This window comes from Paraburkholderia diazotrophica, from assembly GCF_900108945.1.
In the GTDB taxonomy this organism is placed as follows: domain Bacteria; phylum Pseudomonadota; class Gammaproteobacteria; order Burkholderiales; family Burkholderiaceae; genus Paraburkholderia; species Paraburkholderia diazotrophica.
In genome coordinates this window covers 78,573-90,718 of record NZ_FNYE01000002.1, presented here as the reverse complement: position 1 = coordinate 90,718, position 12,146 = coordinate 78,573, and the positions used below count along the sequence as shown (strand labels likewise).

The window sequence follows — 12,146 nt, the reverse complement described above, 5'->3', positions numbered from 1 at the left end:
ATATTCAGAAAGGCCCGTGTAAGAGAAAGTCCCGCTACGCAAAGGAATGCACCGACCGCATGCGCGGCGCGCCGAGCCTTGCGCCGCTTTGGTTTGCCGCACCGGGGACAGAAGCGCGCATGCGCCGCATCCCACACATTGCCTCGACACCGTCGCCTATACTCGTTGCAGGCGCGCCGCATGCAGTCGCGTCCGACGAGTAGAACCATCTTGCATGGGACACAGGAGACGAGCATGCACTATTTCACGATCGGTGATTTCATTCTGGTCATCCCGATGGCACTGGCCGGGGCTCTCTTTCTCGGCGCTCTGCCCTGCAAAACCGAGTTCAGGCACAACACGTTGCGCGTGTTAGGCGCGCTGCTCGGAGTCGTGTTTGCGGTCGTGCTGGTCGAAGGTCTTCCCGCGCTCGTCTAAGCGAACCACCCGCTCTTCACCCATGATGAGCGTCGAGTCGCGCTCTTGCGATGCTCGACAAAAAAGCCGCCTTCACAGGCGGCTTTTTCATTTTTGCGTCGGGCCAATTTGCTCAGCGATCCTTCGCAGGGCGTGGATCAAATGTGCTGGTCCGTCGACGGCTTTTCCCACAGATTCACGCCGCCTTCCGTTGCATGGCTATCGATTTCCGCAAGTTCTTCTTTCGTGAACGACAGGTTCTTCAATGCCGCGACGTTCTCGCGCACCTGCTCGGCCTTGCTCGCGCCGATGAGCGCCGACGTCACGCGCGGATCGCGCAGCGTCCATGCGAGCGCCATCTGCGCAAGGCTCTGTCCGCGGCGCTGCGCGATATCGTTGAGCTTGCGCACGCGCTCGATGTTCTGCGCGCTCAAATGCTCCTGCTTCAACGAGCCGCCGCCCGCCTTGTTGACGCGCGCATCGTCGGGCACGCCGTTCAGGTACTTGTTCGTCAGCAGGCCTTGCGCGAGCGGCGTAAACGCGATCGCGCCCGAGCCGGTTTCTTCGAGCGCACCGAGCAGGTCCTTTTCGATCCAGCGGTTCAGCATGTTGTACGACGGCTGATGGATCAGCAGCGGCACCTTGTATTCGGCGAGCAGCTTCGCCATTTCGCGCGTCTTTTGCGCCGAGTACGACGAGATGCCGATATACAGCGCCTTGCCCTGTTGCACCGCGCTCGCCAGCGCGCCTGCCGTTTCTTCGAGCGGCGTGTCGATGTCGAAACGGTGCGAATAGAAGATGTCGACGTAGTCGAGGCCCATGCGCTGCAGGCTCTGGTCGAGACTCGCGAGAATGTACTTGCGCGAGCCGCCGCCCTGACCGTACGGACCGGGCCACATGTCCCAACCCGCCTTCGACGAGATCAGCAGTTCATCGCGGTACGGCTTGAAGTCGTCCTTGAAGATGCGGCCGAAGTTCGTCTCCGCGCTGCCGTACGGGGGGCCGTAGTTGTTCGCGAGGTCGAAGTGCGTGATGCCGAGATCGAACGACGTGCGCAGGATTTCGCGTTGCGTCGAGATCGGCGTGGTGTCGCCGAAGTTGTGCCACAGGCCGAGCGACAGCGCCGGCAGTTTGAGACCTGACTTGCCGCAAATGCGGTACTGCATGTCCGAATAGCGTGCTGAAGCTGCTTCGTAAGCCATTGATGGAGTCCTTGTCGAGAACAGGAGTGAAGTTCGCGATGCGCGGTTACGCATCGCGTGATGAAGGGTGCTGTTAACGGTGATGTGCCGATACTACGTCTTTGATACCGGTATCAAACGACGGTTCAAGAAATCCGACGCGCGCGGTACACAGCGTGCAATCACGCAGCAACGGACCAACACGTTATGTTAGCCAATCGCCGCACATGCTGCAGTTGCTCGGATTGCGGGACGGAGCATAGACTCGGCGGTGTCGGTCGACCAGACTTCGGCCACTTTCATCCATCGAAGAGGATTGTTCATGACCAAAGCGATTTCGCTCGCATTGATCGTCGGCGGCGTCGTGCTGCTGTACTTCGGCGGCCAGTCGTTTCATTCGTTCAGCAACGACGTATCGCGCGTGTTCACCGGCGCGCCGACCAACAAGACCATCTTTCTGATTGCAGGCGGCATCATCGCGACGCTCGCCGGATTGATCGGGCTCGCGTCGTCGAAGCGCTGATCAGGCGCCGATCACGCGCAAACCTCTTTCGACGGCCCGCCTCAGAACGCCACTTCGGGCTTCGACGCAGAGCGCGAGCCCGGCAGCGGCACGTTGCTCGCGCCGTGATAGGTGAAGACCAGCGAGAACTTCACCTGATCGCTGAGATTCTTGCCCGCCGAGTGCAGCGTGTTGCAATGGAAGAACACGACATCGCCCGCCTTCAGCACGGGCGACACCGCCTTCTGGATCAACAGCTGATTCTCCGGCAGATCGGAGCGGAAGAACTTCGCTTCGTCGAAGCGCTCCGACGTGAAGGCCGCCGCGTGCGAGCCCGGCACGAGCCATAGCGCGCCGTTGTCGACGGTCTCGTCGCCGAGCGCGAGCCACACCGACACCAGATCGTCCCGTTCGAACGACCAGTACCGCACATCCCGATGCCAGCCCGTGAGGCTGCCATACGCGGGATGCTTGGTCATCATGCAGTTGTGATGCGCGCGCGACAGGCGCGGCTCTTCGCCGAAATACAGCTCCATCCAGCCGCGGATTTCGGGCGCTGTCGCCCACTCGGCGAAGCGCGGATGGCGTGCGTATGCATCGAGAAGCCGCCGCACCGTGTGGCCGCCCGGCGCGTGCTTCGACTCGGGCGCGCCCGGATAGCGCAGATCTGCTTCGAATTCGATAGGCGCCGCAGCTTCGTGCAACTGCTCGCGCGCGATCCGTTTCATCTCTTCACAGCGCTCGGGCGCGATGAGATCGGGCACCACGACAAAACCCTGTTCCCGCAGCACCTGTATCTGCTCTTTCTTCGAATGGACTGACATGGACGTTCCGCTCAACTAGTGTTCTTCGACAACCCGGTAGCCATTGTAAAACGGGCACGATCGTACTGTGCGCCGCCGCGTGTCCGGCATGCGATGCAAACGGGCGGATACTGCACGCGCCGTGGGCAGCCATGCACGTTCGTCGAGCGCAAAGGGCGCAATCAGGCGGCCTTTGTCCTCGTAAAAACCCTGAGCGCGCCGGACTTTCGACGGTCATCAATCACGTGTAGCCTTGCACGCATGTCGATTGCATTACACGCCTCATTGCCGTCGGCACGGCCATTCGCTGCCGCTGCCGCCTCATACCGCTTTTCCTCAGGCTATTGCGTCCCGACCGTTGGCATAAATGGTGCTGGTTTCGCAGCACTCTTCGTCGCGTGTCACGCTGCCTGATCTAATGCCATGCACAGTCCATTGAGCACTCGACTCACCCGCGCGTTCAACGCCGCGCGTCCCGCACGCCGCCGTGTGGTGCGTGCACTCCGCCATCATTCCGCACGCACGCGCGCGCTCGCCGCGCAGTTTCGCGACGCGAAGCCCGTCGATAGCGTGCGCGTGTGGTTCCGCACTTTCTTCAGCGCGCTGCGCATGCAGGGCGCCTCACGCCGCCTGTCGCTGCGCACGCTGCTGCGCAACCCGTCGTCCGTGCGCATGCTCGCCGTTTCGCCGCGCGCGGCCAAGCAAGTCGCGCTGACGGGCGCCGCCAGGCCCGCGAGTCCGCCGCACAGCACGAGCCGCCGTCCGCGCCGCGTGTCGGCGACAAGCGAAGGCTGGTTCGCGTTCGCGCACTGAGGTTGAATCGCGGGTTTGCGTCGCGGGTTTGGGTCGTTTGATGATCGCGTTTGCGCGCGATCGCACCTGATGTCCGCCGCCCACGCGAGCATCGCCCGGTTTTCCCTGCGCCAGGCGTGTTACGCGTAAAGCGCGCGCCAAAGACGCAAAAGACAACGCCCTGCATGTGCTTCACAGCGCATGCAGGGCGTTTTTGCTCCGGTTCTGGGACCAAGCCGAACCGCGCGGCATTCAGCCGCGCGAGTCCTTCGCTGAACCGAACCGGCTCAGGCGATAGCCGCAACCGGCTCCGTGCCAGCGGCTTCGGCCAGCACGAGCGCCTTATCGGCGGCTTCCCACGTGAATTCCGGCTCTTCACGGCCGAAGTGGCCATACGCAGCCGTCTTTTCGTAGATCGGGCGCAGCAGGTCGAGCATCTGGATGATGCCCTTCGGACGCAGGTCGAAGTGTTCCTGGACGAGACGCGTGATCGTCGCATCCGACACGCGGCCCGTGCCGAACGTGTTGACCATCACCGATGTCGGCTGAGCCACGCCGATCGCGTACGACACCTGGATCAGCGCGCGCGATGCGAGGCCCGCCGCGACGATGTTCTTCGCGACATAGCGGCCAGCGTAGGCAGCCGAGCGGTCCACCTTCGACGGGTCCTTGCCCGAGAACGCGCCGCCGCCGTGCGGAGCCGCGCCGCCGTACGTATCGACGATGATCTTGCGGCCCGTCAGGCCACAGTCGCCCTGCGGGCCGCCGATCACGAACCGGCCGGTCGGGTTCACGAGGAACTTGATGTCGCCCTTGATCAGTTCCGCCGGCAGCGTCGGCTTGATGATCTCTTCGATCACGGCTTCGCGCAGCGTCGACAGCTCGATTTCCGGCGCGTGTTGCGTCGACAGAACGACGGTGTCGATCGAATGCGGCTTGCCGTCGACATAGCGGACGGTCACTTGCGACTTCGCGTCCGGACGCAGCCACGGCAGACGGCCGTCGCGGCGCAGATTGGCCTGGCGCTCGACGAGACGGTGCGACAGGTGGATCGGCAGCGGCATCAGCTCCGGCGTTTCGTCGCATGCGTAGCCGAACATCAGGCCCTGGTCGCCCGCGCCCTGATCGAGGTTGTTGTCGTGCGCGCGGTCGACGCCTTGCGCGATGTCCGGCGATTGCTTGTCGTACGCGACGAGCACCGCGCAGCCGCGATAGTCGATGCCGTAGTCGGTGTTGTCGTAGCCGATGCGCTTGATGGTTTCGCGCGCGACCTGGATGTAGTCGACGTTGGCGGTCGTGGTGATTTCGCCGGCGAGGACGACGAGACCGGTGTTGCACAGCGTTTCCGCTGCGACACGCGAGTATTTGTCCTGGGCGAGGATCGCGTCGAGAATGGCGTCCGAGATCTGGTCCGCGACCTTGTCCGGATGACCTTCGGAAACGGATTCGGAGGTAAAGAGGTAATCGTTTGCCACGTTGCAGGCTCCTTTTTTGGTTACGGTTGAGTTTCACGTAGCCTGCTTCGAGCCTGAAGCGGCGACGCTTTAGCGGATTTCTGCACGACCGGGCGACAATCTGAAAGATCACCGTCCGCCCGCTTCGCCCCGCAAGTTGTCTATTAACTCGGCGAAGCCCTTATTATAGCGACTTCTCTCATTTGTCACAGAGTGTCTGCGCGTGCGGTATATCGACCCTTTCGCCGTTTCTCTTTACCCAGCAAGTCCCTGGGCGCTCATCGGAGCAACCGCATGCTGAGCCGCCTGGGCGTCACGTTCGCAATTGGTCTTCTCAAGCTGTTCGCCCTGCTGCCCTATGGCTTCGTCGCGCGCCTCGGCGACGGTATCGGCTGGCTGCTCTACCAGATTCCGAGCCGGCGCCGGCGCATCGTCCACATCAACCTGAAGCTGTGCTTTCCCGAGTGGAGCGACGAGCGCCGCGAGGAAGTCGCGCAGAAGCACTTCCGGCACGCGATCCGCAGCTATCTGGAGCGCAGCGTGCAATGGTTCGGTTCGGCCAGGAAGCTCGAGAAGCTGATCCAGCTCGACAGCGAAATCGATCTCACCGATCCCAACCTGCCGCCAACGCTGTTTCTCGGCTTCCATTTCGTCGGCATCGAGGCCGGCTCGATTTTTCTCAACTATTCGCTGAAGCGCACATGCGGTTCGCTGTATCAGCCGATGTCGAACCCGCAGCTGGAGGAAGTCGCGAAAGCGCAGCGCGGCCGTTTCGACGCCGAAATGGCGAGCCGCGCGGACAGCGCGCGGGTCGTGCTGCGCTGGCTGCGCGAGCGCAAGCCGGTGATGCTCGGCGCGGACATGGACTACGGGATGCGCAATTCGACGTTCGTGCCGTTCTTCGGCGTGCCGACGTGCACGCTGACGGCCGTCGGCCGGCTGGCGAAAGTCGGGCGCGCGCAACTGGTGCCGTTCATCGGCGAGGTGCTGCCGAACTACAAGGGCTATCGGCTGAAGGTGTTCAAGCCGTGGGACAACTACCCGACGGGCGATGACGACACCGACGCACGCCGCATGAACGCATTCCTCGAAGAGCACATTCCCGACATGCCCGAGCAGTATTACTGGGTGCACAAGCGCTTCAAGACGCGTCCGCCGGGCGACCCGGGCTTTTACTGAAACGCGCCTGCACACAGTGGGCGAGACGGACAGTCAGTCACTTACAATAGCGGCATGAAACTGAAATTCACCAAGATGCATGGCACGGGCAACGACTTCGTCGTGCTCGACGGCTACACGCAGCCGCTCTCACTGACGGAAGCGCAAGTGCGCGCGCTCGCGAACCGGCACTTCGGCGTCGGCGCTGACCAGTTGCTCGTCGTCGAGAAGCCGACCGTCGAAGGCGTCGATTTCAGATATCGCATCTTCAATTGCGACGGGGGCGAGGTCGAACACTGCGGCAACGGCGCGCGCTGCTTCGTGAAGTTCGTGCGCGACACGCGCCTCACCGACAAGCGCAGCGTCCGCGTGCAGGTCCAGAAGGGTGTCATCACGCTGACCATGCAGGACAACGGCGAAGTCGTCGTCGACATGGGCGCGCCTGTGTTCGAGCCGGCTCAAGTGCCGTTCGATGCAAGCGGTCTGGACGCGCGCCGCGAAGGCAACGATTCGCTCTATCCGCTCGACGTCAACGGCGCGACGCGCTGGGTGTCGGTCGTGTCGATGGGCAATCCGCACGCGCTGCAGGTGGTCGACGACATCGAGGCGTTTCCCGTGCTCGTCGACGGTCCCGTGATCGAACGTCACCCGCGCTTTCCGCAGCGGGTCAACGCGGGCTTCATGCAGATCGTGTGCCGCAACGAGATCAGGCTGCGCGTCTACGAACGCGGCGCGGGCGAAACGCTTGCGTGCGGCACGGGCGCATGCGCGGCCGTTGCGGCGGGCATCCGCCGCGGGCTGCTGGACGCTACCGTGAAAGTGCACACGCACGGCGGAATGCTCACGATCACATGGAACGGCGAGCCCACGTCGCCGCTGAAGATGGCGGGCCCCGCGGCCACGGTGTTCGAAGGCGAAATCGAAATCGCCGATTGAATCCGATTGAATCCGATTGAATCTCTTACCGCTGCGCGGTCCATAGACGGCAGCAGCCCAGCAAGACAGCACGCAAGCGCGCAACCCAAAGCCGAAATCATGAACGATCGCGAAGTCGCCGACTATCTGCTAGCCAACCCCGAATTCTTCGCCGAACACGCGGAACTGCTCGCGACCGTGCGGCTCGCGAATCCGCATGGCAAGGCCGCCGTGTCGCTGCAAGAGCGTCAGATGGACATGCTGCGCGAGAAAAACAAGCATCTCGAACGGCGTCTCGCCGAGTTGCTGCGCTATGGGCATGAGAACGACAGCATCGCGTCGAAGTTCGGCCGCTGGACGACGCGCGTGATGGCCGAGCGCGATCCGGGGGCGCTGCCGCGCACGATCGCCAACGGACTGCGCGACGTATTCGATGTGCCGCAGGCCGCGCTGCGCGTGTGGGACGTGTCCGAGCCGTATTCGCAGGCGGACTTCACGCGTCACGTCGGCGAGGAAGTGCGCATCTTCGCGAATAGCCTCGCCACGCCGTATTGCGGCGCGAACACGGGCTTCGAGGCCGCGCAATGGCTGACGCCGGCAGTGTCCGCTGTTTCCGGCGATGCCGCGACTACGGCCGACGGCGCGCCGCCCGCCAACGGCACCGAATCGATCGCGCTGATCGCGCTGCGCGATCCGGAGGCCAAAGACGAAGCCGCTGCGTTCGGCCTGCTGGTGATGGGCTCGACCGATCCGCGCCGCTTCCACGACGGCATGGCCACCGACTTCCTCACGCAGATCGGCGCGCTCGCCAGCGCGGCGCTGAGCCGTCTGTTGCCGCGCTAAGCGCTCGTCACGTGACATCCGCCGATCCGATCGCCGTCTACCTGTCGAGCCTCGAGCACGAGCGGCGGTTATCGGCGCATACGCTGCGCGCCTACACGCACGAACTCGACGAACTGAAGAAGCTCGCGAACGGACGGCCGCTCGAAAGCCTCACGGCCACCGATATCCGTGGTGCCGTCGCGCGCGCGCATTCGGGCGGCCTGTCGGCGCGCTCGATCGGGCATCGGCTCTCGGCGTGGCGAGCGTTCTATCGCTGGCTCGCGGGGCGCATCGATTTGCCCGCGAACCCCGTCGCCACCGTGCGCGCGCCAAAACGCGCGAAGACACTGCCGAAAGCCTTGTCCGTCGACGACGCGCACACCTTGATGGAATCCCGCGCGACAGCCACCGCCGAAGGGCTGCGCGATCACGCGATGCTCGAGCTGTTCTACTCGTCGGGCTTGCGGCTCTCGGAACTGGTCGGCCTCGACGTGCATTTCACCGACGCCGACGGCTACCGCTCCGCAGGCTGGCTCAAGCTCGACGATGCGGAAGTCGAAGTGCTCGGCAAGGGCAACCGGCGGCGTTCGGTGCCCGTCGGCCGCAAGGCGCTCGATGCGTTGCGCGCCTGGCTTGCCGTGCGCGGCGAACTGGTGAAGCACGATCCGCATCCGCTGTTTCTGTCGGCGCGCGGCAACCGGATGTCGCCGAACGTCGTGCGCGAACGCGTGAAGCGCGCGGCGCTCACGGCGGGCATTCCGGCGAACGTGCATCCGCACGTGCTGCGCCACTCGTTCGCGACGCACGTGCTGCAATCGAGCGGCGATCTGCGCGCCGTGCAGGAACTGCTCGGTCACGCGAGCATCGCCGCGACCCAGGTCTACACCGGGCTCGATTTCCAGCACCTCGCGCGAATCTACGACCAGGCGCATCCGCGCGCAAAAAAACGCGACTGACGCGGCCGGCGCTTGGCCGGCAACCAGTCATATCCGCTTTGCCGCTTCGCGCGGCACATTGTTCCGCTGAAATCCTCACGAAGTCATGAATACCGTTACGCTGAAACCGTCGAAAGAGAAATCGCTGCTGCGCCGCCATCCGTGGGTCTACGCGAATGCGATCGATCGCGTCGACGGCAAGCCCGCCGCCGGCGCGACCGTGCTGGTGCGCGCGCACGACGGCCGCTTCCTTGCGCGCGCCGCGTGGAGCCCGCATTCGCAGATCCGCGCGCGCGTCTGGAGCTTCGACGAAAACGAACCCGTCGATCACGCGTTCTTCAAGCGCCGCGTACAGCGCGCGCTGGCGCATCGTCAGGCGATGGTGCGCGGCACGGGTGCGGTGCGGCTGATCTTCGGCGAGGCGGACGGCCTGCCGGGGCTGATCGTCGATTACTACATCGCTGACGATGCAACGAACGCGGTCGCCCTGGCGGATGCGGGCCAGCGCGGCCAGATCGTCTGTCAGTTTATGGCGGCGGGCGTCGAAGCATGGAAGGACGCGATCGTGCAGGCGCTGATCGGCGCGACGGGATGCCCGAATGTCTACGAGCGCTCGGACGTGTCGATCCGCGAAAAGGAAGGGCTCGAGCAGACGACGGGCGTGCTCGCCGGCGACGCGCCGCCCGAAACGCTGATCGTCAGCGAGAACGGCGTGCGCTATCACGTCGACGTGCGCAACGGCCACAAGACGGGCTTCTACGTCGATCAACGTGACAACCGTGCACTGGTGCAGGAACTGTCGAACGATCGTGACGTGCTGAACTGCTTCTGCTACACGGGCGGCTTTTCGCTCGCGGCACTCAAGGGCGGCGCGAAGCGGGTCGTGTCGATCGACTCGTCGGGCGAAGCGCTGGCGATCGCGCAGCAGAACGTCGCGGCCAACGGCTTCGACGCGCAGCGCGCCACGTGGCTCGACGCGGACGCGTTCAAGACCCTGCGCCGCCTGTACGACGACGGTGAGCGTTTCGACCTCGTCGTGCTCGATCCGCCGAAGTTCGCACCTTCGCGCGAGCACGTGGACCGCGCCGCGCGTGCGTACAAGGACATCAACCTGACAGGGCTCAAGCTGCTGCGGCCGGGTGGGCTGCTGTTCACGTATTCGTGCTCGGGCGCGATCGATGCTGAGTTGTTCCAGAAGATCGTCGCGGGTGCGGCCGCCGATGCGCGCGTCGATGCACGCATCCTCAAGCGGCTGGGCGCGGGTGTCGATCATCCGCTGCTGACGGCGTTCCCCGAAGGCGAATATCTGAAAGGCCTATTGTTGCAAACCGCCTGATCGCCCATAGTTAGGCGTTTATTTCCCTGGCAGCGACGGGGCTTTAACCGCCCGGCAGCGGCGCCCCGGCAGTTATGCTTCAATATTCCGCTGAATTCCTGCGGTTCGGGCCCTGCGCGGTCCGCACCCAAGATTGACGAACACAAGGCGACTTCACATGGCGAACAACATGATCCCAGTCACTATCCTGACCGGCTTCCTCGGCAGCGGCAAGACCACGCTGCTCAAGCGCATCCTGAACGAGAAGCACGGCATGAAGATCGCCGTGATCGAGAACGAGTTCGGCGAAGAGAACATCGACAACGACATCCTCGTTCAGGACACGGGCGAGCAGATCATCCAGATGAGCAACGGCTGTATCTGCTGCACGATTCGCGGCGACCTGGCGCGCGTGCTCGGCGACCTTGCCGCGCAGAAGCAGGAAGGCAAGCTCGATTTCGACCGCGTCGTGATCGAGACGACGGGCCTCGCGAATCCCGGCCCCGTCGCGCAAACGTTCTTCATGGATAACCAGATCGCCGACGAATTTCTGCTCGACGCGATCATCACGCTGGTCGATGCGAAGCACGGCGATCAGCAGCTCGACGAGCACGAAGTCGTGCAGCGCCAGGTCGGCTTCGCGGACCGCCTGTTCTTGACGAAGGCCGATCTCGTCGACGATGCGACGCTCGGCGATCTGCGTCATCGCCTGCTGCATATGAACCCGAAGGCGCAGATTCGCGTCGTGAACTTCGGCGAAGCGGACATCAAGGAAGTCTTCGATCTGCGCGGCTTCAATCTGAACGCGAAGCTGGAAATCGACCCGGACTTCCTCGCCGAAGACGAGCACGATCACGCGCATGACCATGACCACGATCATGACCACGCGAACTGCGATCACGATCATGGCCACTGCGATCACGAAGGCCACGATCACGGCCATCACCACCATCACGCGCATCACGACGACAAGATCAAGTCGTTCGTTTTCCGCAGCGATCGCCCGTTCGATCCGAACAAGCTCGAAGACTTCCTCGGCGGCATTCTGCAGATTTATGGCGAGCGTCTGCTGCGCTACAAGGGTGTGCTTTACATGAAGGGCGTCGATCGCAAGGTCGTCTTCCAGGGCGTGCATCAGATGATGGGCAGCGATCTCGCGGCGAAGTGGCAGCCCATTGAGAAGAAGACGAACAAGATGGTGTTTATCGGCATCGAGTTGCCGCAGGATCTGATCACCGATGGGCTCGAAGCCTGCCTCGTCTAAAAACCGGTCTTGTCTTTCTCTTGCGCGGGGCAGGTGCTTCATGTCTGCCCCAACCGCCATTTTCTCGCCGCTGGCGTACGAAAATCGATTCAAACGCGCGGGCATGGCAATTAAACAGCCGGTTCCCGGTCAAAGCACGTGAAAACCCTGTTGCGAGAATACGTGTACGACCATCGCTTTTTAGTGAACAGCGCGTTATATTTTCACGATAAGCATGGTTTGCGGCAGGGATTTCCCCCGCTTGCGGTTTCGTATTGTGATTCAGTTACAATACGGCCCCACTGGAGAAAGAGAACGATTTTGCCCGGTCTAAAACGCGTAGCCGCGTTGCAGCCGTGCCGGGCCTGAAAACGGCGCCGGAAAATCTCATCCGGGGATATCGCCGATAGCCGGCCGGCACACTCCGGCTCATAACGCGCTGCCGGGAAGCATTGCCTCAGGAGCATTGGAAGAATCGGTTTCCAGAGGAGTTCGGCCCCGCAACGGCGCTTCGGCGTCACGACAGCCCACCGTCCGTGTTCGCCGGCGCTCAATCGAGCGTCATCGAGGCGCCTTTGCGGGCAACACGAAAGTGCGGGCAATGATTTGCCTCACATTGAAGAAGCAAGC

The 12,146-nt window shown here is 63.2% G+C and carries 12 protein-coding genes; 9 read left to right on the top strand and 3 right to left on the bottom strand.

Annotated features, from left to right (window positions below):
• The first annotated feature begins 234 nt into the window (after positions 1-234).
• The gene (locus tag BMW76_RS03145) at positions 235-417 is read left to right on the top strand and encodes a hypothetical protein (protein WP_007582094.1); all 183 of its coding nucleotides are present in this window, start codon (positions 235-237) and stop codon (positions 415-417) included.
• Between the two features lie 137 nt (positions 418-554).
• On the opposite strand, the gene mgrA is transcribed toward BMW76_RS03145, so the two are convergent.
• Positions 555-1,598 (bottom strand): L-glyceraldehyde 3-phosphate reductase, encoded by a 1,044-nt coding sequence (gene mgrA / locus BMW76_RS03140; protein WP_090862777.1) that lies wholly within the window; start codon positions 1,596-1,598, stop codon positions 555-557.
• A 301-nt stretch (positions 1,599-1,899) separates the two neighbouring features.
• Here mgrA and BMW76_RS03135 point away from each other — a divergent pair, with 301 nt between their 5' ends.
• Positions 1,900-2,100: a DUF3185 family protein gene (locus BMW76_RS03135; protein WP_090862775.1), complete on the top strand. Its 201-nt coding sequence runs from the start codon at positions 1,900-1,902 to the stop codon at positions 2,098-2,100.
• Positions 2,101-2,141: 41 nt separating this feature from the next.
• On the opposite strand, the gene BMW76_RS03130 is transcribed toward BMW76_RS03135, so the two are convergent.
• Positions 2,142-2,903, bottom strand: coding sequence for a phytanoyl-CoA dioxygenase family protein (locus tag BMW76_RS03130; RefSeq protein WP_090862772.1), 762 nt, complete (start codon positions 2,901-2,903; stop codon positions 2,142-2,144).
• Positions 2,904-3,305: 402 nt separating this feature from the next.
• On the opposite strand from BMW76_RS03130, the gene BMW76_RS03125 reads away from it, so the two are divergent.
• Positions 3,306-3,695, top strand: a complete 390-nt coding sequence (locus BMW76_RS03125; protein ID WP_090862769.1) for a hypothetical protein — start codon at positions 3,306-3,308, stop codon at positions 3,693-3,695.
• A gap of 266 nt (positions 3,696-3,961) precedes the next feature.
• Here the strand turns inward: BMW76_RS03125 and metK are convergent, their stop codons facing one another.
• Complete coding sequence (metK, locus tag BMW76_RS03120; RefSeq protein WP_090862766.1) at positions 3,962-5,149, bottom strand: methionine adenosyltransferase; 1,188 nt, start codon at positions 5,147-5,149, stop codon at positions 3,962-3,964.
• Positions 5,150-5,422: 273 nt separating this feature from the next.
• Between metK and BMW76_RS03115 the strand changes: the two genes are divergently transcribed.
• The 6 genes from BMW76_RS03115 (at position 5,423) to BMW76_RS03090 (ending at position 11,537) form a co-directional block, all read left to right on the top strand.
• Positions 5,423-6,307, top strand: a complete 885-nt coding sequence (locus tag BMW76_RS03115; RefSeq protein ID WP_090862762.1) for a lipid A biosynthesis lauroyl acyltransferase — start codon at positions 5,423-5,425, stop codon at positions 6,305-6,307.
• Positions 6,308-6,361: 54 nt separating this feature from the next.
• Entirely contained in the window at positions 6,362-7,222 is an 861-nt protein-coding gene (gene dapF, locus BMW76_RS03110) for a diaminopimelate epimerase (RefSeq protein WP_090862759.1), read from the top strand.
• A 99-nt stretch (positions 7,223-7,321) separates the two neighbouring features.
• The gene (locus tag BMW76_RS03105) at positions 7,322-8,044 is read left to right on the top strand and encodes a DUF484 family protein (protein WP_090862756.1); all 723 of its coding nucleotides are present in this window, start codon (positions 7,322-7,324) and stop codon (positions 8,042-8,044) included.
• 11 nt (positions 8,045-8,055) lie between these two features.
• A complete protein-coding gene (gene xerC, locus BMW76_RS03100) occupies positions 8,056-8,979 on the top strand; it encodes a tyrosine recombinase XerC (protein ID WP_090862753.1) in 924 nt (307 codons plus the stop codon).
• Between the two features lie 85 nt (positions 8,980-9,064).
• The gene (locus tag BMW76_RS03095; RefSeq protein ID WP_090862750.1) at positions 9,065-10,294 is read left to right on the top strand and encodes a class I SAM-dependent rRNA methyltransferase; all 1,230 of its coding nucleotides are present in this window, start codon (positions 9,065-9,067) and stop codon (positions 10,292-10,294) included.
• A gap of 169 nt (positions 10,295-10,463) precedes the next feature.
• A complete protein-coding gene (locus tag BMW76_RS03090; RefSeq protein ID WP_177200297.1) occupies positions 10,464-11,537 on the top strand; it encodes a CobW family GTP-binding protein in 1,074 nt (357 codons plus the stop codon).
• The last annotated feature ends 609 nt before the right edge of the window (positions 11,538-12,146 follow it).